This is a genomic window from Spirillospora sp. CA-294931 (assembly GCF_050946795.1).
Lineage (GTDB): Bacteria > Actinomycetota > Actinomycetes > Streptosporangiales > Streptosporangiaceae > Spirillospora.
In genome coordinates, this window is record NZ_CP192006.1 from 5,199,158 (window position 1) to 5,216,971 (window position 17,814).

Genomic DNA, 17,814 nt, shown 5'->3' on the forward strand with positions numbered 1-17,814 from the left:
GGGGATTCGGCCGCCCGGCCGATTGGCGCATGGCCTGACCGTGAGATTCTTGGCAGGTCATGGACATTTCGGGGGAACAGACCGCGGCCGGGGAGCCGCGGGGGGCGGAGCGCGAGCCACGGCCCGCGCGCCGCCACGTGCTCAAGCGCTTCGGCCTCGCCACCGGGCTGGCCGCCGGATCCACCGCGGGCGCGGTCGGCACCTGGGCGTGGGTGACCGAGGACCCGCCCGCTCCCGCCTCGGCGGCCTCCATCGACTCCTGGCAGCCGCCGGGCCAACAGGTCGACGTGATCTGGGCCGTCGACACCACACGGCGCCTGGTCGCCCTGACCTTCGACGACGGCCCCATGGAGAAGTGGACGCCGCTGGCGCTCGACATCCTCGACGAGGAGAAGGTGCCCGCCACGTTCTTCGTGGTGGGCAGCCGGCTGGTCCGCAACGCCGAACTGATCAAGGGCAGGTTCGACCGGCACGAGGTCGGCAACCACACCTGGAACCACGACGACCTGTCGCGCATGAGCCACAAGCGGGCCTTCCGCTCGATCCACCGCACGCACGAGGCGATCCGCGAGATCACCGGGAAGGACGCGGTGCTGCTGCGGCCCCCGTGGGGCAAGCTCGGCGGCACCACGCTGCACGTGGCGTCCGAGCACGAGTACGACCTGGCGCTGTGGTCGCTGCTGGTCCGCGACCGGCGCTACGGCGACCGTCCCGGGGCGCTGGTGAGCGACATCGTCGACCATGCCAAGCCGGGCACCATCGTGCTGGCCCACGACGTCGGCCAGCCCAGCAGGCTCAAGGCGATCCGGGCGCTGCCCGACATGATCAAGGGGCTGCGCGCCCGGGGGTTCGGGTTCGTCACCGTGTCGGAACTGCGCCGTGGGGCGGCACCGCCCCGGCGCCCGCGATGACCTCTAATCTGTTCGGATGCAGCCGGTGGCATCTCACCTGAGCGGGCGTTCCCGCCTGTGGCGCTCGCTCGTCGCGGCCGCCGTCGTCGGCGCGCTGTTCTACACCAGCTCATACGGGGAGGACGACGACTTCCCGCTCGGGCCGATGACCCAGTTCGCGTTCTCGGTGAAGAACGACGGCGGCGAGATCCACTCGCACTGGCTGGAGGCCGACACCGCCGACGGCCGTCATGTGAAGCTGTCGATGGACGCCGTCGGCTCGGGCATGAAGCGGGCCGAGATCGAGGGCCAGATGACCCGGCTGGCGCGCGACCCGTCGCTGCTCCAGGGCATCGCCGACGCCCAGCGGCGGCTGCACCCCGGGCGCCCGAGGCTGACGAAGATCTACATCGTGAAACAGGTCAGGACGTTGAAGCACGGCAAGGTCGTGAAGACCACCCACGAGAACCGCGTCACCTGGGTGGTGCGATGATCTGGAACCGCTGGTGGTTCGGCCCGGTCCCCCGCGCCCGCGTCGCGTGGCTGCGCATTCTGGCCTACGCCTTCCTGCCCTTCGACATGCTGCTGCTGACGCAGAGCACCCTCGCCCACGCGCGACTGCCCGCCGACCTGTACCAGCCCGTCCGCCTGGCCCGCTGGCTGCATCTCCCCGCGCCCACCCTCGGCGCCATGTACACCCTGCTCGCCGTCACCCTGGTCGCGGCCCTGATCGCCGCGCTGGGACGCCTCCCCCGCACCGCGGGCTTCGTCGCGGCCGGTGGCTACCTGTGGTGGGTCACGATCAGCATGTCCTACGGCAAGGTCGACCACGACCACTTCGCCCTGGTGGTGGCCCTGTTCGTGCTGCCCACCGTCGGGCACGCCCGGATCACCGACCGGATCGCCTGCGAGGCGACCGCCTGGGCGGTGCGCTGCGTCCAGGTCGGCGTGGTGGCGGCCTACTTCCTGTCGGCCTGGGCCAAGGTGCGCATCGGCGGCTTCCCCGCCTGGCCCAACGGCGCCACCCTCCAGTGGGCGCTGAGCCGCCGCGGCACACCGCTCGGCCGGACCCTGATCGAGTATCCCTGGCTGCTGAAGATCAGCCAGTGGTTCACGCTCTTCGCCGAGGCGACGTCACCGGCGCTGCTGTTCCTGCGCGGCCGGGCCCTCTACGCGCTCGTGCTCTTCTTCGTCGGCTTCCACGTGGTCACCTACGCGCTGATGAGCATCCACTTCCTGCCGCACGCCATCTGGCTGGCCGCGTTCCTCCCGCTGGAGCGCCTCACCGACCGCCTGCCCGGGCGCGACCGCGACGAGCGGGAGGAGACCGAGGCTCAGCCGCTCTCGCCCGCCCCCGGACGCTGAGCCGCCGGAAGCGCGCACGCCGCCGTCCCGCCGGGCATCCGGTGCCGGTTCCGGGCGATCAGCCGGTAGACCCCCTGCGCCACCCACCGCACCGGCGGCACCCGGATCACGGCCCCGAGAAGCCGCCACAGCCCGCCCGCGCCCGTCAGCAGCCGCGACACGGCCTGGGCGCCCCCGAAGACACGCCCCTTCCGATCGACCCAGAGCACCTCGTACTCGGCGCGCTCGGCCGTGGTTCCCAGCGCGTCCAGATCAGCGAACTGAAACGGGACGACGCGCGCCTCCGTCGGAACACGCCGCTCCAGGAACCGCACCGAGGAGGTGCAGAACCCGCAGTCCCCGTCGTAGACGAGAACGGGCCGCTCAAGCGTGGTCATATCCATATCCTGCCCGGTCCTCCCGCTGTCCAGACTGTGTGATCGCCCACCACCCGGCCCAGCAGATCACGGCGGCGCACAGGGCACGCGCATTGTCGGCGAGGAAGCCGGCCGCCCCGGGGGCGCCCAACGGGAACGCCATCGCGACCAGGACCACGACCCCGGCGAACCGCCTGGCCGGGCCGCCCCGTGACACCAGCACGAGCCCGGCGAGGACGGTCCAGAACTGGTGGTGGGTCCAGGAGACCGGCGAGGCCGCGATCGTGGCGCAGCCGACGACCACCACCGCCTCGGTCACCCGCCCCTCGGCGCGCAGCTCCCGGGCCCACAGCAGCGCTCCCACCGTGGACACCGCCACATAGAGCAGCCACGCCGACGACAGCTCGGGGTCGAGGCTGCCGTACCGCAGCAGGACGCCCTGGACCGACTGGTTGCCGTCGAAGGCGAGGTCGCCGATGCGCGAGGTCGTGAACACGGCGTCCGTCCAGAACCGCATCGAGTCGCCCGGCAACGCGACCAGTGCCAGCGCGGCCGCCGCCGCGAAGACGCATCCTGCCCGCAGCGCGGCGCGGTACTGCCCGGTGACGAGTAGGTACGGGACGAACAGCAGCGGTGTCAGCTTGATCGCGGCGGCCAGCCCGATGAGCGTTCCCCGCCATCGGGGCGGGGTGATCTCCAGGGCGTCCGCGAGGACGAGCAGCACGATGAACACGCTGACCTGCCCCAGGCGCAGGTTGCTCTGCGACGGCGCGGCCAGGAGAAGGACCGTCGCCGCGCCTCCTGTGACGGCGAGCCTGCGGGAACGGACCCGCCAGGTCAGCAGGACCGCGATGAGCGCGACGGCGAGACAGGTGGCCACCGTCCAGACGGCCCGGACGACCTGTTCGGGCGGCCACCCGACGGGCAGGAGGACCAGCAGCGCGAACGGCGGATAGGTGAAGGGGCCGCCGTCCTCGGCCGCGTAGTCGTAGAGGGGACGGCCGTCCACTACGGTCTGGACGGACCCCACGTAGATATGCAGGTCGGCCTGGCGGCCTGGCAGGGGGCGCCGCAGGGCCGAGACGGTTTCCCGGCAGGCCAGGGCGGCGAAGAGGGCGAACGGGAGGCAGGCGGCGACCCGGCGCCACAGGCGGTTCATCTGTGGACGTCCTTCAGCCGAAGACGGCCTCAGGGTCCTGCTGGGAGTCGTAGATCTCCCGGCCGCCGGAGTCGAAGGCGTGCAGGGTGCCGTCGATGGTGTCGGGGAGCGTGAAGGCGAACTCGCGGAGGTCCGGCAGGCCGGTGCTGACCAGAGGGAGGTTCAGGGTGCGACCGTTGGCGCCCTTGGGGGCCAGCACAAGCCTGGCCACTCCCACCCTGGCGTAGCCGCTGTAGGAGAGCAGCCGCTTCCCCGGCACGTGCTCGGACCAGCCTCCGGTCGTCCGGACGGGACCGGGGAAGTCCGGAAGCTGGCAGTGGAAGCGTCCCGGCGGGGAGGGGCACGGGTCGATGGTGGTGCGCAGACCGGCCAGGCCGGGGACGAAGGTCGGCTGCCCGTCGAGCTCGGACGCGCCCGCGCGGAACTGGGACGTCCAGCGGGCGTTGACGCGGGCCCAGACCGGGTCGGAGGCGGCGTTCATGACCTCGATGTCGGCGAGGCGGGGCCCCACGGCCACCAGGACCGTCGCGGCGACGAGCATGCCCGCCGCGGCGGCCGCCTGGAACGGCCGGGGGCGCTGGGCGGGCGACCAGCCGAGCAGGGCGTGCAGCCGCTTGCGGGCGCGGTGCAGCCGGACGGTGGCGGCCGAGGGCGTGCACCCGAGCGCCAGGGCGAGCTGGTCGCGGTCCAGGCCCTCCCAGGCGGCCAGGCGGATCACCTCGCGGTCCCCGGCGCTCAGCGCGCGCAAGGCGGTGAGCGCCTCGTCGCGGCGGCCGACGGCCTCGGCGTGGTCAGGCTCGACCGGGACCTTGGTCGGGGCCAGGCGCTCGCGGCGTGCGTGACGCCGCTGGTGGTTCGCCGTCAGGTTGCGGGCCACCACGTAGAGCCAGGGAAGCTCCGCGCCCTCGGGAATGTCGCCCATGCGCTGCCAGGCCACCATGAAGGTCTCGGCGGTGACGTCGGCGGCGTGCTCCGTGCCGATCCTGCGCCTGAGATACCGGAGCACCGCCCCATGGTGCTTCTCGTAGATCTCCTCGAAGCGCCGTCCGTCCGCCATGGACCCTGCCTTTCACCTTGTGCCGACACATGGTTGGTGTCGTGAGGCGGGCGGATATTACAGGTCGTCCGGCCAGGCGTCGGAAAGGATCTGGCGGGTGTCGCGCAGGAGCTGCGGGAGCACGCGGGTGTGGCCGACGACCGGCATGAAGTTGGTGTCGCCGCCCCAGCGGGGCACCACGTGCTGGTGCAGGTGGGCCGCGATCCCGGCGCCCGCGACCTGGCCGAGGTTCATGCCGACGTTGAACCCCTGGGCGCCGCTGGCCTTGCGCAGCGCGGTCAGCGAGCGCTGGGTGAAGACGGCGAGCTCGGCCGCCTCGCCGGCGTCGAGCTCGGTGTAGTCGGCGACGTGGCGGTACGGGACGACCATCAGGTGGCCCGAGTTGTAGGGGTAGAGGTTGAGGACGGCGAAGACCCGCGTGCCGCGCGCGACGACCAGGCCCTCGTCGTCGGTCATCGACGGGATGACGCAGAAGGGGCAGCCGTCGCCGGCGCCCGTGCCGGTCGGCTTGTTCTCGCCCTTGATGTAGGCCATCCGGTGCGGAGTCCACAGGCGCTGGAAATTGTCGGGAACGCCCGCGCCTCCCCGTTCCTCCTCGTAACGGGGCTCACGCGCGCTCTGACCTCCCGACTCGGGCGCGTCCTCGCGCGCCTCCTGCACCACGGGCTCCTCCGGCTCTACGCTCAAGGCGGCGCTCTCCTTTTGTTCACGGCCTGACCAGCAGCATAGAGAGAGAAGCCGGACGGCCTGAAGCCGGGATGCCCCGGCGGCCCCGGATCGCGCCCTCACATCCACACCTTCGCGACGCCGCGCGCGTCGCCGAACCGCGGGGAGCCGCGCCGATGTCAGAACTCGACAAGGGCTATCCGAACAACCGCGCGGAGACCTCCCACGCGGAGGTCAGGTCCATGCCGTACTTCCCCGGGTCGCCGCCCGCCACGGCGATGCAGATGGGGACGACGCCGCTGCCCTCACCGGTTCCGCAGCAGGCCGGACGGCACGCGGGCGGCGACGGGCCGCCGCCTCCCGTGCACGGCCGGATCGTGATCGAGGACGAGGTCGTCCAGAAGATCGCGAGCATGGCCGCGATGGAGGTGGGCGGCGTGGCCGGGCTGCTGAGCCGTGCCGACGAGACGCATCAGGGCGTGCGGGTCAGCCTGCGCGACAGCGACGTCTCGCTCGACCTGCGGCTCGCGGTGGAGTACGGCTGCGTGGTGATGGACGTCGCCAAGATCGTCAAGGCCAATGTGGCGCGGGTGGTCGGGCTGATGCTGGGGGTGCGGATCGTGGCCGTCGACGTCGCCATCGAGGACGTCTGGATGCCCCGCGAGGCCGAGGCGCTGTCTTAGAAATCCCGGCCCACCTGCGCTCGCCTGGCGGCTCGCTCCGGTGACCACGATTTTGCGATTGCTGCATCGCTTCGCGATCTCGCCGGGAAGCTTCGCCTTCGGCTCGCTTCCCGCTCATTAACGCAATCGCGCGCGGGCTGAGGTCGTTGGAGGCTCAGGCGCCGGGACGGGCGTAGCAGCTCTCGATCGACGCGCCGGTCGACACCGCGGTGATCTTGACCCGGTCGACCTGGGCGATCTGGACGCCCGGGAAGGTGAACGTGAGCGGGCGGCCGCCCTTGGCCGAGCCCTGCTTGGACTCCGGCGCGCCGCCCCGCAGCGAGAGCTCGGCCCGCACCAGACCGCTGGCCTGGAAGTTGACCGTCACCTCGATGGCCGCGCCCGTGGACTTGTAGTAGGCCGTGCCCGCGGGGCACAGCGACGTGCCCGAGCTGGGGAACCCGTTGTCGCCCGGCATCGTGGGGCCCACCCCCGGCTGCCGCCCGCCGTCGTCCTGGCGCGGGCGGCCGCTCTGGCTCTGCCGCGGTGCGGGTTCGCTGGGCGCCACGGTCTGCGCCTGCGGGCCGGGAGAGACCCCCGCCTGGGGGTCTCCCGCGACGTTGCCGCTGCTGGCCGAGGCGTCGCGCCGGTCGTCCTTGTCGAGGATCGGCATGAGGAGGACCACGAGGGCGGCGGCCACGCAGGCCAGCGCGCCCCCGTATCCGAGGACCCGGAGCCAGGGGTAGGGAGACCTGGTCCCCGGCCTTCTCGTCGTCTTCATCCGTCTCCCGATGTGGCGATGACCGCCGAGGCTACCAACCCCCGGAGATCAGTTCTGCCCTGGCCTTCGGCTAGATCTGGACGCGGGCCTCGACGGCCTTGACGATCTCCTCGACCGCCTCGGCGATCGACACGCCGTTCTTCTGCTCGCCGTTGCGGTAGCGGAAGGAGACCGCGTCCTTGGCCACGTCGTCGTCGCCCGCCAGCAGCATGAAGGGGATCTTCTGCTTCTGCGCGTTGCGGATCTTCTTCTGCATCCGGTCGGAGGAGGAGTCGACCTCGACCCGGACGCCCCGCTCGCGCAGCCGCGCGGCGATCTTGTCCAGGTGCGGGACGTGGGCGTCGCCGATCGGGATGCCGACCACCTGCACCGGCGACAGCCACGGCGGCATCGCGCCGGCGTAGTGCTCCAGCAGCACGCCGAAGAACCGCTCGATCGACCCGAACAGCGCGCGGTGGATCATGACCGGCTGCTGCCTGGTCCCGTCGGCGGCCTGGTACTCGAGGTCGAACCGCTTGGGCTGGTTGAAGTCGACCTGGATGGTCGACAGCTGCCAGGTGCGGCCGATGGCGTCCTTGGCCTGCACGGAGATCTTCGGGCCGTAGAACGCCGCGCCGCCCGGGTCGGCGACCAGGTCGAGACCGGACTCGTCGGCGGCCTGCCTCAGCGCGGCGGTCGCCTCCTGCCAGTCGGCGTCCTCGCCGATGAACTTCTCCGAGTCGTCCCTGGTGGACAGCTCCAGGTAGAACTCGTTGAGCCCGTAGTCGCGCAGCAGGCCCAGCACGAAGGACAGCAGCGACTTGATCTCGTCGCCCATCTGCTCCTTGGTGCAGTAAATGTGCGCGTCGTCCTGGGTCATGCCCCGGACGCGGGTCAGGCCGTGCACCACGCCCGACTTCTCGAAGCGGTAGACGCTGCCGAACTCGAACATCCGCAGCGGGAGCTCGCGGTAGGAGCGTCCCCGGGCGTCGAAGATCAGGTTGTGCATCGGGCAGTTCATCGGCTTGAGGTAGTACTCGCCCCCGTCGACCTCCATGGGCGGGAACATGTCGTCCTTGTACCAGCCCAGGTGCCCGGAGGTCTCGAACAGGTCGCCCTTGGTGATGTGGGGGGTGTTGACGAACTCGTACCCCTCCTCCTCGTGGCGCTTGCGCGAGTAGTCCTCCATCACCCGGCGGACGACGCCGCCCTTGGGATGGAAGACCGCCAGGCCGCTGCCGATCTGGTTCGGGAAGGAGAACAGGTCGAGCTCGGCGCCGAGCCTGCGGTGGTCGCGCTTCTCGGCCTCCTCCAGGAGCTTGAGGTACTCGTCCTGCTTCTCGCGCGACTCCCACGCGGTGCCGTAGATACGCTGGAGCTGCGGGTTCTTCTCGCTGCCCCGCCAGTAGGCGCCGCCCGAGCGCATCAGCTTGAACGCCGGGATGACGCGGGTGGTGGGCAGGTGCGGGCCGCGGCACAGATCCTTCCAGCGCAGCTCGCCGGACTTGGCGTCGAGGTTGTCGTAGATGGTCAGCTCGCCCGCGCCGACCTCGACGTCGGCGCCGTCGTCCGAGCCCGCCGAGCCCTTGATGCCGATGAGCTCCAGCTTGTACGGCTCGGCCGCCAGCTCGCGGCGGGCCTCGTCGTCGGCGACCGGACGGCGGGAGAACAGCTGCCCCTGCTTGACGATCTCGCGCATCCGCTTCTCGACGCGCTTGAGGTCGTCGGGGGTGAACGGCTCGGCCACGTCGAAGTCGTAGTAGAAGCCGTTCTCGACCGGTGGCCCGATGCCCAGGCGCGCGTCGGGGAACAGCTCCTGGACGGCCTGCGCCATCACGTGCGCGGCCGAGTGCCGCATGATGGCGCGCCCGTCGGCGGAGCCGATCTCGACCGGCTCGACGGCGTCGCCGGAGGCGACCGGGTGGGCCAGGTCGCGCAGCTCGCCGTTGACCCGAGCCGCGATCACGGTCCGGCCGTCGGCCTCGAGAGCCTGCCCGGCGGTCGTGCCCGAGGGCACCACTCGCTCGCTGCCTCCGAGGGTGATGCGCAGTTCAGGCACGGTGGACACGGTTACTCCTCGCGGTGTCGGTTCTCGTTCGGTTCTGGGCGCAAACGACAAGGCCCCGGGACGGATCCCGGGGCCTCACCGCGTGCAATGTCAGGACAGGCGGTCGCAGCGCCGGGAGTGACCCGGCGTCGTCGTCGGCGAAACGCGTGCGGCTGCCATGGAACCCATCGTAGCCTACGGGACCGCTCGCGGACGGCGGGGAGCCTCCAGCGTGTCCATGTCCTCCAGCTCCCGTCCCTTGGTCTCGGGGACGGCGCGGAACACGAACACCAGGGCCAGCGCCGAGAAGGCGGTGTAGATGCCGTAGGCCAGCCCGAGCGAGACCCCGGAGATCCCGGGGAAGGTCGTGGTGATGATCCAGTTGGCGATCCACTGGGCCGCCGCGGCGACGGCCAGGGCCGAGGCCCGGATGAAGTTGGTGAACATCTCGCCGAGCATCACCCACACCACCGGGCCCCAGGTCGCGGCGAAGGCGAAGACGTAGAGGTTGGCGGCGACCAGCGCGACCGGGCCCGCCACGTCGCCGAGCCGCGGCTCGCCGTCCACCACGGGCGCGGTGGCGAAGCAGGCGGTCATGGTCCCCAGCGTCAGCGCCATCCCGGCGGCTCCCGCCAGCAGCAGCGGGCGGCGTCCGACGCGGTCGACCAGGGCGATGGCCACCAGCGTGGCCACCACGTTCACGACCGAGTTGATCACGGAGGTGAGCATGGCGTCGTTCTCGCTGTAGCCGACCGCCTGCCACAGCGACGACGAGTAGTAGAAGATCACGTTGATGCCGACGAACTGCTGGAAGACCGAGAGCAGGATGCCCGCCCAGACGATCGGCAGCAGCCCGAACCGCGGCCCGCGCAGGTCGCGCAGGTGCACCGGGCGGTCGGCGGCGATCGAGGCGACGATCTCGCGCAGCTTGACGTCGGCCTCGCCGCGTCCCATGACCTTGGCCAGCACCTGCCGGGCCCGGCCGAGCTCCCGCTTCTTCACCAGGTAGCGCGGCGACTCGGGGATCGTCGTCGCGATCACCCCGTACATGACCGCCGGGATGATCGCGCTGGCGAACATCCAGCGCCATGCCGACCCGCCCAGGGGGAACTCGCCGCCCGCGCCGCCGTCCGACATCCGGGCGATCACGTAGTCGACCACCAGCGCCGCGAAGATCCCCAGCACGATCGCCATCTGCTGGAGCGAGCCGAGCCGCCCGCGCAGCGCCGCCGGGGCGATCTCGGCGATGTAGGCGGGCGCGATGACCGAGGCCGCGCCGATCGCCAGGCCGCCCACCACGCGCCAGAACGTCAGGTCCCAGGCGTTGAACGCCAGCGCGGAGCCCAGCGAGCTGACCACGAACACGATCGAGGCGGCCAGCATGACCTTGACCCGGCCGACCCGGTCCGACAGCGGCCCGGCGAACCAGGCGCCGATCGCGCACCCCAGCAGCGCCGAGGACACCACGAAGCCGACCACCAGCTTGCTGAGGTGGAACTGGTCGCGCAGGGCGTCGACGGTCCCGTTGATCACCGACGAGTCGTAGCCGAACAGGAACCCGCCGAGCGCGGCCGACCCCGCCAGCAGCACGGCCGTCGCGGCGGCGTGGGACGGCTCGGCCTCGCGCGGCGGCGCGCCGCCGCTCCCCCCTTGGACCATGCACGTGATCTTCCCCGTGATCGAACCGTTATGCGCTCGGGGTCGCAAGCGGTACTGCTACTCAAGACCCGGACGCGATCTCCCCCTCTGGAGTCAGGCGGTCACGCAGGCGATCGGCTTATTCTCGCGGTGAAATGAACGATCCAGATCTCTCCACCCATCACGAGCACGTGCGGCTCAGGCGGGGCATCCGCTCGGCGCTCGTGCCGGGCCCGCACGACCCGGTGGGCTCGCTGCTGCCGTCCCGCATGTGGCTCGCCGTCCCGATCTTCCTGGTGCTGCTGGCGCTGACCATCGGCTTCACCGGCGGCGCGATCGCCATCCCGCTGAACATCTTCGAACCGCGTCCCGAGCCGACCATGGCGGCGCTGCTGGGCCTCGCCCAGGCCGGTCCGCTGATCTTCGCGACCCGGTGGCCGATGGCCGCCTGGCGGGTGAGCGCCGCGGGGTTCCTGGCCGGTGTCCTGCTGCTGTCGGGCCGCAACTTCATGCCCTGGCCGGTCACCGCCGGGCTCGGCTTCCTGATCATCCTGTTCTTCGTCGCCAACACCGGACGGCGCGAGACGACCGTCGGGGTCGGGGCCGTGACCGTCGGCGGGCTGCTGGTGCCCGCCGTCCTGCTGGGGATGCCGGGCTGGTTCGGGATGATCCTGGCCGGGCTGGTGATCGCGGTGCTGGTGTTCGGCGACGCGGTCAGCGGGCGGCGGCTGGCCGAGGCGATCCTGCGGCGCCAGGAGGAGCTGCGCAAGGAGGACCTGGCCCGGCAGGCCGTGCTGGAGGAGCGCGCCCGCATCGCCCGCGAGCTGCACGACGTGGTGGCACACCACATGTCGGTCATCGCGATGCAGGCCGAGGCCGCCCCCTACAAGATCCCCGAGCTTCCCGACTCCGCGCGCCAGACCTTCGGGGTGGTGCGCGACGCGGCCCGCGAGGCGCTGGCCGAGACGCGGCGCGTGGTCGGGCTGCTGCGCTCGGACGACGACGAGGCGGCCGAACGGTCGCCCCAGCCCGGCCTCGACCGGCTGGACGACCTGGTCGGCACCGCGCGCCAGTCGGGCCTGGCCGTGGCGGTCGCCGTCGTGGGCGTCCCCCGGCAGGTCTCGGCGGGCGTCGACCTCTCGGCGTTCCGCATCGTCCAGGAGTCGCTCAGCAACGCCACCCGGTACGCGCCGGGCTCGCGCGTGCAGATCGAGATCAAGTACGAGGAGTCGCGGTTGCGGATCGAGGTCGCCGACGACGGCCCGCGCAGCACCCCCGACGAGTCGCACAGCGGCGGCCACGGGCTGGTCGGCATGCGCGAGCGGGTGGCGATGCTCAGCGGCAGCCTGGAGGCCGGACCCCGGGGCGACGGCGGCTGGTCGGTGATCGCCGGGCTGCCGTATGACAGCCCGCCCCGTAAGGTGCTCCTGTGACAATACGGGTGCTGATCGCCGACGATCAGGTGATGATCCGCGACGGGCTCGCGGCCCTGCTGTCCTCCGACCCCGAGATCGAGGTGGTGGGCCAGGCGGGCAACGGCCTGGAGGCCGTGGAGATGGCCCGCCAGCTCGATCCCGACGTGATCGTGATGGACATCCGGATGCCGGAGATGGACGGGCTCGCCGCCACCGCCGAGCTGGTCGGCGGCCCACCGGCCGAGGGCGTCGATCCCGCCGACATCCGGCCGAAGGTGCTCGTGCTGACCACCTTCGACCTCGACGAGTACGTCTACGAGGCCCTCGGGTCCGGCGCCAGCGGCTTCCTGCTCAAGGACGCCTCGGCCGCCGACCTGGTCAACGGCGTGCGCGTGGTCGCGGGCGGCGACGCCCTGCTGGCCCCGTCGATCACCCGCCGTCTCATCGGCGACTTCGCCCGCCGCAAGCGCCACCAGCGCCCCAGCCCCGGGGCCACCTCGTCGCTGACCCCGCGCGAGCTGGACGTCCTGCGCCTGATGGCCCGCGGCCTGTCCAACGCCGAGATCGCCGCCGAACTCGTGCTGGCCGAGCAGACCATCAAGACCCACGTGGGCCACGTCCTGACCAAGCTGGCCCTGCGCGACCGCACCCAGGCCGTCGTCTACGCCTACGAGAACGGCCTGGTCGGCACCTGACCCAAACCCCGGTGAAGCGCGCCTCCGGCGCGCTTCACAGAGCAGGTCGCCAGTCACGCCACGCAGCAGGGGCAACCCCGGACCGCGCAACGAGCCCACCACGTAACGGCGGGCCGCATTAAAACGAGCCACGTTGCGGGCAGACCGTGGCACAGGCAGACCGTGGCGCGGGCAGACCGTGGCGCGGGCAAGCCGCGTGGCGGGCAGACCGTGGCGCGGGCAGACCACGTGGCGGGCAGACCGTGGCGGGGGCAGACCGTGGCACGGGCAAGCCGCGTGGCGGGCAGACCGTGGCGCGGGCAGACCGTGGCGCGGGCAGACCGTGGCGCGGGCAGACCGTGGCGCGGGCAGACCGTGGCGCGGGCAGACCGTGGCGCGGGCAGACCGTGGCGCGGGCAGACCGTGGCGCGGGCAGACCGTGGCGCGGGCAGACCGTGGCGCGGGCAAGCCGCGTGGCGGGCAGACCACGTGGCGGGCAGACCGTGGCGCGGGGAGGGCGCGTTCGGGGCGGGGCGGGGTGGGGTCAGCGGGAGGGGTCGAGGACGAGTTTGCCGGTGGTGCGGCGGGCTCGGAGGTCCTCGTGGGCGCGGCGGGCCTCGGCCAGGGCGTACTCGCCGCCGGAGATCACGCGCAGGCGGCCGTCGGCGGCCAGGGCGAACAGCTCGTCCAGGGCCGTGCGCATGACGTCGCCCGGCAGGCGCAGGACGTGGGCGAGCCACATTCCGGCGATGGTGGTGGAGTGGGCCATCAGGTTGGCCGGCTGCACGGGCTTGGGCAGCTCGCGGGAGGCCATGCCGTAGAAGGCCAGGCGGCCGAAGGGGGCCAGCGCGGTCAGGCTCTGGTCGGTGACGGTGCCGCCGGTCATCTCCAGCACCACGTCGACGCGCCTGCCGCCGTTGGCCTCGATGAGCGCGGCCTTGAGGTCGGGCTCGGCGATGTCGACGGCCGCGTCGGCGCCGAGCTCCAGGGCCAGCTCGCGCTTCTCCTTGGACGATGCCGTGGCGATCACGCGTCCGGCGCCCCACTGCTTGGCCAGCTGGACGGCCAGCGTCCCCACACCGCCCGCGGCGGCGTGCACCACGACCGACTCGCCGGGCTCCAGGTGCACGCTGCGGCGCAGCAGCAGCCACGCCGACGCGCCCTGGACGATCATTCCGAGCGCGGTGACGTCGTCGACGGCGTCCGGCACCTCCCAGGCCATGCGGTCGGGCACGGCGGCCTTCTCGGCGTAGCCGCCGCTGCTGGGCAGGGCGACCACGCGCCGGCCGTCGGCGGCGCGGCCGACGACCTCGCCACCGGGCACCATCGGCAGGGACGACTTGGCCAGGTAGCTGTTCTCGGCCTGGTGGGTGTCGGCGTAGTTGATCCCGGCCCGCGAGACCTCCACCAGCGACTCGCCCTCCCCGGGGACGGGGTCGGGCAGCTCGGTGACGGTGAGGACCTCGGGTCCCCCGAACTCGGTGATCTGGACGGCGCGCATGGCGGGTTCCTCCTTGGGTGGGTGACGGGTCAGCGCGGGCCGGGGACGCCGCGGAAGGTGAAGGGGCCGGACTCGCGGCCGGGGACGACGAACCACGCCTCGCCGGTGCCCTCGCCGTCCAGGATCCGCATGAAGGTGTCGACGACGTCCTTCACGTCGAGGATCGGGAAGCCGGTCTCCTCCAGGTGCGCCTTGAGCGGCACGATGATGCCGGTGTCGGCGAACGAGGGGCACAGGGCGTTCACGCGGATGCCGTCGGGCTCGTGCGCCGGGCCGAGGGCCCGCGCCAGGGCCACGACCGCGGCCTTGTTGGCGCCGTAGACCGGGTCGAAGGGCGTCGCGGTGAGCCCGGCCATGCTGGCGGTGGCGATGATGTCGCCGCCGCCCCGGGCCCGCAGCGCGGGGATCGCGGCGTGCGCCCCGAAGACGACGCCGTCCAGGTTGATGCCCATCGCGCGGCGGTAGGCGGCCACGTCGAAGTCGTCGCCGAGGCCGAACCCGCTGGCCACCCCGGCGTTCAGGAACGCCAGGTCGAGCCCGCCGAAGCGCTCCACGGCGGTGGCGACCGCCGCCCGGCTGTCGTCGGGCTCACGGACGTCGCAGCGGACGAACGCGGCGCCGAGCTCGGCGGCCAGGGCCTCGCCCGCCTCGGTGTCGACGTCGGCCAGGACGAGGCGCGCGCCCTCGTCGGCCAGGCGCCGCGCGACCGCCGCGCCGATGCCGTTGGACCCGCCGGTGATCAGGGCGACCTTGCCCGCTCCCTCGAACGCTGTCATGCGCACCCCTCCACAACTAACTGACGAGTCAGTTACTATAGCCGAATGGACTTCGGTTTGAGTGAGCGGGCCCAGGACCACCTCGGCCGCCTGCAGGAATTCATGGACTCCCACGTCTACCCCGCCGAGCCGGTCTACGCGGCGCAGCGCCGCGAGCTGCGCGCCGCCGGGCACGAGCACACCGTCCCCCAGATCGTGGAGGACCTCAAGGTCGAGGCCCGCAAGCGCGGGCTGTGGAACCTCTTCCTGCCCGGCAGCCAGGACCCGGCGCACGGCCTGACCGTCACCGACTACGCCTCGCTGGCGGAGGTCACCGGCCGCTCGCCGCTGCTGGCCCCCGAGGCCACCAACTGCGCGGCCCCCGACACCGGCAACATGGAGGTGCTGCACATGTTCGGCACCCCCGCCCAGAAGAAGCGCTGGCTCGAACCCCTGCTCAACGGCGAGATCCGCAGCGCGTTCGCCATGACCGAGCCGGACGTGGCCAGCTCCGACGCCACCAACATCGCCACCAGCATCGTCCGGGACGGCGACCACTACGTCATCAACGGGCGCAAGTGGTGGATCACCGGCTCCGCCGACCCCCGCTGCAAGATCATGATCGTCATGGGCAAGACCGACCCGGACGCCCACGTCTACCAGCAGCAGTCGATGGTGCTCGTCCCGCTCGACACCCCGGGGGTCGAGGTCGTCCGGCCGCTGCCCGTGTTCGGGTACTCCGACCAGCACGGCCACTGCGAGATCACCTTCACCGACGTGCGGGTTCCGGTGGAGAACCTGGTCGGCGAGGAGGGCGGCGGCTTCCTCATCGCCCAGGCCCGGCTCGGCCCCGGCCGCATCCACCACTGCATGCGCGCCGTCGGCATGGCCGAGCGCGCCCTGGAGCTGATGTGCGAGCGCGCCGCGTCCCGCGTGGCGTTCGGCAAGCCGCTGGCCGCCCAGGGCGTGGTCCGCGCCCAGATCGCCGAGTCGCGGATGGCGATCGAGCAGGCCCGGCTGCTCACCCTCAAGACCGCCTGGCTGATCGACAACCACGGCGTCGCCGCGGCCCGCTCCGAGGTCGCCGCCATCAAGGTCGTCGCCCCCCGCGTCGCGCTGGAGGTCGTCGACCGCGCCATCCAGATCCACGGCGGCGCGGGGGTCAGCGACGACACGCCCCTGGCCGCCATGTGGGCCGGGCTGCGCACCCTCCGCCTGGCCGACGGGCCCGACGAGGTGCACGTCCGGTCCGTGGCACGCGCGGAACTGGGTAAGTTCGTCAGCAAATGACCAGTCATCCGGAAGCGGGCGTGCGGCGGCGGATGCCGCACGCCCGGCGGCGCGAGCAGCTGCTGCGCGCCGCCCTCACCGAGTTCGGCCGGCGCGGCTACCACCTCACCCAGATGGAGCACGTCGCGGCGGGCGCGCAGGTCTCCAAGGCGCTGCTCTACCAGCACTTCACCTCCAAGGAGGAGCTGTTCGCCGAGGTGACCGAGGCCGTGGTGGCCGAGCTCACCGGCCGGATGGCCCGCGCTTTCAAGGCCGAGCGCGACTCGGTCGACCGCACCCGCGCCCTGGTCCGCGTCCTGTTCGACTACGCCACCGCCGAGCCCGACGCCTGGAGCCTGGTGATCAGGCACCTCGACAAGCCCGAGTTCGGCCCGGAACTGCGCGACCTGCGCGAACGCCTCGGCACGTCCTTCGCCGACCTGCTGCTCCTGCGCCGCCGCGCCGACCCCGCCCTCTCCCCCGCCGAGCTGGCCGCCAACGAGCGCCGCGCCCGGCTGCTCGTCCCGCTCATGTACGGCTCGATGCTCTCGATGGTCTCGTGGTGGCTCGAGCACCCCGACACCCCGCGCGACCGCGCCGAGCAGATGACCGTCGAGTTCATCTGGCTCGGCCTCGACCGCCTGCGCTCCGGCGAACGCCTCCGCTTCCCCTAGACGAAGTCCCCCTTGTGCTCGGCGGCCCACTCGGCGAAGGTGCGGGCCGGGCGGCCCGTGACCCGCTCGACGGTGCCGACCACGGTCCGCCCGACCGGCGGGATGTTCTTGAACGTCTCGACCATCCAGGCGACGGACTCCTCGTCATGCCCCTGTGCCCGCCACTCGGCGGCGGCCTCGGCCTCGCTCATCTCGACCAGGCGGATCTCGCGCCCTCGCGCGGCGGCCAGGACCGCCACCTTGTCCCGGACGTCCAGTGCCTGCGGCCCGGTGACCACGTACTCCTTGCCCGCGTGACCGTCGGTGGCCAGCGCGACGGCGGCGACCGCGCCGATGTCGGCCTCGTGGACCATGGCGCTGGGCTGGTCGGCGAACGGCGCCCGCACGACGTCCTCCGCGCGGACGGACTCCGCCCAGTCCAGCGCGTTCGCCATGAACTCGACCGGCATCACCACCGTCCAGTGCAGATCGCTCGCGCGGACCGCGTCCTCGAGCGGGGTCGGCCCGCCACCGTGCAGGACGGTGACGCGCCGCACCCCGGCCTTGCGGGCCAGCTCGACGATCTCCGGGCCGGTCTCCAGCGCGGCGTGGCCGCCGAAGGTGATCAGGTGCAGCCCGGTGACGCCGTCGAGGGCGGGCGGCAGGGTCGCGGGGTCGGTGAGGTCGCCGCCCACCGCCTCCACGCCCTGCGGGAACGACGCCTTCGCGGGGTCGCGGGTCAGCGCGCGGACCGTGTGCCCGCGCTCTGTCAGCTCCCGGACGATCTGACGGCCGACGGTTCCGGTGGCGCCGGTCACGAGATGGGTCTGGGGAGCGCTCTTGTTCATCATGGCGCCAAGGTAGGAGCGATGTAGGTCAGGCTCGTTCCCACATCGGATCCGGGCGGCGCCCGGTCTGACAAGGCGGAGGCTTCACCCTGACTAGTA

Annotated in this window: 18 protein-coding genes; 8 read left to right on the forward strand and 10 right to left on the reverse strand. The window is 72.2% G+C overall.

The window, feature by feature from the left end:
- Nucleotides 1–59: 59 nt before the first annotated feature.
- Genes ACQPY4_RS23405 through ACQPY4_RS23415 form a run of 3 tightly spaced genes read left to right on the forward strand, consistent with a single transcriptional unit; the run spans nucleotide 60 to nucleotide 2,255 of the window.
- Nucleotides 60–911 (forward strand): polysaccharide deacetylase family protein, encoded by an 852-nt coding sequence (locus ACQPY4_RS23405; RefSeq protein WP_433324009.1) that lies wholly within the window; start codon nucleotides 60–62, stop codon nucleotides 909–911.
- Nucleotides 912–936: 25 nt separating this feature from the next.
- Nucleotides 937–1,383 carry a hypothetical protein gene (locus tag ACQPY4_RS23410; protein ID WP_433324011.1) on the forward strand — a complete coding sequence of 149 codons (447 nt, stop codon included), beginning with the start codon at nucleotides 937–939 and terminating at the stop codon, nucleotides 1,381–1,383.
- The gene (locus tag ACQPY4_RS23415; RefSeq protein ID WP_433324013.1) at nucleotides 1,380–2,255 is read left to right on the forward strand and encodes a hypothetical protein; all 876 of its coding nucleotides are present in this window, start codon (nucleotides 1,380–1,382) and stop codon (nucleotides 2,253–2,255) included. The genes ACQPY4_RS23410 and ACQPY4_RS23415 overlap by 4 nt, the downstream gene beginning before the upstream one ends.
- On the opposite strand, the gene ACQPY4_RS23420 is transcribed toward ACQPY4_RS23415, so the two are convergent.
- From ACQPY4_RS23420 to ACQPY4_RS23435, 4 genes are read right to left on the reverse strand one after another with little or no spacing between them, the layout of a single operon-like run.
- Complete coding sequence (locus tag ACQPY4_RS23420) at nucleotides 2,225–2,632, reverse strand: thiol-disulfide oxidoreductase DCC family protein (protein ID WP_433324015.1); 408 nt, start codon at nucleotides 2,630–2,632, stop codon at nucleotides 2,225–2,227. The genes ACQPY4_RS23415 and ACQPY4_RS23420 overlap by 31 nt on opposite strands.
- A complete protein-coding gene (locus ACQPY4_RS23425) occupies nucleotides 2,619–3,770 on the reverse strand; it encodes a glycosyltransferase 87 family protein (RefSeq protein WP_433324017.1) in 1,152 nt (383 codons plus the stop codon). The genes ACQPY4_RS23420 and ACQPY4_RS23425 overlap by 14 nt, the downstream gene beginning before the upstream one ends.
- Nucleotides 3,771–3,783: 13 nt before the next feature.
- On the reverse strand, nucleotides 3,784–4,827 hold the full coding sequence (locus ACQPY4_RS23430) for an RNA polymerase sigma factor (RefSeq protein ID WP_433324019.1): 1,044 nt from the start codon (nucleotides 4,825–4,827) through the stop codon (nucleotides 3,784–3,786).
- Between the two features lie 57 nt (nucleotides 4,828–4,884).
- Nucleotides 4,885–5,514 carry an HIT family protein gene (locus ACQPY4_RS23435; protein WP_433324021.1) on the reverse strand — a complete coding sequence of 210 codons (630 nt, stop codon included), beginning with the start codon at nucleotides 5,512–5,514 and terminating at the stop codon, nucleotides 4,885–4,887.
- 155 nt (nucleotides 5,515–5,669) lie between these two features.
- Between ACQPY4_RS23435 and ACQPY4_RS23440 the strand changes: the two genes are divergently transcribed.
- Nucleotides 5,670–6,176, forward strand: coding sequence for an Asp23/Gls24 family envelope stress response protein (locus ACQPY4_RS23440; RefSeq protein WP_433324023.1), 507 nt, complete (start codon nucleotides 5,670–5,672; stop codon nucleotides 6,174–6,176).
- 154 nt (nucleotides 6,177–6,330) lie between these two features.
- Here ACQPY4_RS23440 and ACQPY4_RS23445 read toward each other — a convergent pair whose 3' ends face one another.
- From ACQPY4_RS23445 to ACQPY4_RS23455, 3 genes are all read right to left on the reverse strand, one after another.
- Entirely contained in the window at nucleotides 6,331–6,936 is a 606-nt protein-coding gene (locus ACQPY4_RS23445) for a hypothetical protein (RefSeq protein ID WP_433324025.1), read from the reverse strand.
- Between the two features lie 70 nt (nucleotides 6,937–7,006).
- Entirely contained in the window at nucleotides 7,007–8,983 is a 1,977-nt protein-coding gene (gene thrS / locus ACQPY4_RS23450; RefSeq protein WP_433324027.1) for a threonine--tRNA ligase, read from the reverse strand.
- Between the two features lie 174 nt (nucleotides 8,984–9,157).
- Nucleotides 9,158–10,621 carry a sugar porter family MFS transporter gene (locus tag ACQPY4_RS23455; protein ID WP_433324029.1) on the reverse strand — a complete coding sequence of 488 codons (1,464 nt, stop codon included), beginning with the start codon at nucleotides 10,619–10,621 and terminating at the stop codon, nucleotides 9,158–9,160.
- Nucleotides 10,622–10,755: 134 nt separating this feature from the next.
- Here ACQPY4_RS23455 and ACQPY4_RS23460 point away from each other — a divergent pair, with 134 nt between their 5' ends.
- On the forward strand, nucleotides 10,756–12,033 hold the full coding sequence (locus ACQPY4_RS23460) for a sensor histidine kinase (RefSeq protein ID WP_433324031.1): 1,278 nt from the start codon (nucleotides 10,756–10,758) through the stop codon (nucleotides 12,031–12,033).
- Nucleotides 12,030–12,710 (forward strand): response regulator, encoded by a 681-nt coding sequence (locus ACQPY4_RS23465; protein ID WP_433324033.1) that lies wholly within the window; start codon nucleotides 12,030–12,032, stop codon nucleotides 12,708–12,710. The genes ACQPY4_RS23460 and ACQPY4_RS23465 overlap by 4 nt, the downstream gene beginning before the upstream one ends.
- Nucleotides 12,711–13,233: 523 nt before the next feature.
- On the opposite strand, the gene ACQPY4_RS23470 is transcribed toward ACQPY4_RS23465, so the two are convergent.
- The gene (locus ACQPY4_RS23470; RefSeq protein WP_433324035.1) at nucleotides 13,234–14,190 is read right to left on the reverse strand and encodes a quinone oxidoreductase family protein; all 957 of its coding nucleotides are present in this window, start codon (nucleotides 14,188–14,190) and stop codon (nucleotides 13,234–13,236) included.
- Nucleotides 14,191–14,219: 29 nt separating this feature from the next.
- On the reverse strand, nucleotides 14,220–14,966 hold the full coding sequence (locus ACQPY4_RS23475; RefSeq protein ID WP_433324037.1) for an SDR family oxidoreductase: 747 nt from the start codon (nucleotides 14,964–14,966) through the stop codon (nucleotides 14,220–14,222).
- 45 nt (nucleotides 14,967–15,011) lie between these two features.
- Here ACQPY4_RS23475 and ACQPY4_RS23480 point away from each other — a divergent pair, with 45 nt between their 5' ends.
- Together ACQPY4_RS23480 and ACQPY4_RS23485 are read left to right on the forward strand one after the other, a co-directional pair.
- The gene (locus ACQPY4_RS23480) at nucleotides 15,012–16,235 is read left to right on the forward strand and encodes an acyl-CoA dehydrogenase family protein (protein ID WP_433324039.1); all 1,224 of its coding nucleotides are present in this window, start codon (nucleotides 15,012–15,014) and stop codon (nucleotides 16,233–16,235) included.
- Entirely contained in the window at nucleotides 16,232–16,888 is a 657-nt protein-coding gene (locus ACQPY4_RS23485; RefSeq protein ID WP_433324041.1) for a TetR/AcrR family transcriptional regulator, read from the forward strand. The genes ACQPY4_RS23480 and ACQPY4_RS23485 overlap by 4 nt, the downstream gene beginning before the upstream one ends.
- On the opposite strand, the gene ACQPY4_RS23490 is transcribed toward ACQPY4_RS23485, so the two are convergent.
- Nucleotides 16,885–17,718 carry an NAD(P)H-binding protein gene (locus tag ACQPY4_RS23490; RefSeq protein ID WP_433324043.1) on the reverse strand — a complete coding sequence of 278 codons (834 nt, stop codon included), beginning with the start codon at nucleotides 17,716–17,718 and terminating at the stop codon, nucleotides 16,885–16,887. The two genes, ACQPY4_RS23485 and ACQPY4_RS23490, sit on opposite strands and share 4 nt — an antisense overlap.
- Nucleotides 17,719–17,814 lie beyond the last annotated feature (96 nt).

Excerpts from the sequence above, each read along its gene's own strand:
- ACQPY4_RS23405 (WP_433324009.1), top strand. The coding sequence starts at position 60 with ATGGACATTTCGGGGGAACAGACCGCGGCCGGGGAGCCGCGGGGGGCG.
- ACQPY4_RS23415 (WP_433324013.1), top strand. The coding sequence starts at position 1,380 with ATGATCTGGAACCGCTGGTGGTTCGGCCCGGTCCCCCGCGCCCGCGTC.
- ACQPY4_RS23420 (WP_433324015.1), bottom strand. The coding sequence starts at position 2,632 with ATGACCACGCTTGAGCGGCCCGTTCTCGTCTACGACGGGGACTGCGGG.
- ACQPY4_RS23425 (WP_433324017.1), bottom strand. The coding sequence starts at position 3,770 with ATGAACCGCCTGTGGCGCCGGGTCGCCGCCTGCCTCCCGTTCGCCCTC.
- ACQPY4_RS23430 (WP_433324019.1), bottom strand. The coding sequence starts at position 4,827 with ATGGCGGACGGACGGCGCTTCGAGGAGATCTACGAGAAGCACCATGGG.
- ACQPY4_RS23440 (WP_433324023.1), top strand. The coding sequence starts at position 5,670 with ATGTCAGAACTCGACAAGGGCTATCCGAACAACCGCGCGGAGACCTCC.
- ACQPY4_RS23445 (WP_433324025.1), bottom strand. The coding sequence starts at position 6,936 with ATGAAGACGACGAGAAGGCCGGGGACCAGGTCTCCCTACCCCTGGCTC.
- ACQPY4_RS23455 (WP_433324029.1), bottom strand. The coding sequence starts at position 10,621 with ATGGTCCAAGGGGGGAGCGGCGGCGCGCCGCCGCGCGAGGCCGAGCCG.
- ACQPY4_RS23460 (WP_433324031.1), top strand. The coding sequence starts at position 10,756 with ATGAACGATCCAGATCTCTCCACCCATCACGAGCACGTGCGGCTCAGG.
- ACQPY4_RS23470 (WP_433324035.1), bottom strand. The coding sequence starts at position 14,190 with ATGCGCGCCGTCCAGATCACCGAGTTCGGGGGACCCGAGGTCCTCACC.
- ACQPY4_RS23475 (WP_433324037.1), bottom strand. The coding sequence starts at position 14,966 with ATGACAGCGTTCGAGGGAGCGGGCAAGGTCGCCCTGATCACCGGCGGG.
- ACQPY4_RS23480 (WP_433324039.1), top strand. The coding sequence starts at position 15,012 with ATGGACTTCGGTTTGAGTGAGCGGGCCCAGGACCACCTCGGCCGCCTG.
- ACQPY4_RS23485 (WP_433324041.1), top strand. The coding sequence starts at position 16,232 with ATGACCAGTCATCCGGAAGCGGGCGTGCGGCGGCGGATGCCGCACGCC.
- ACQPY4_RS23490 (WP_433324043.1), bottom strand. The coding sequence starts at position 17,718 with ATGATGAACAAGAGCGCTCCCCAGACCCATCTCGTGACCGGCGCCACC.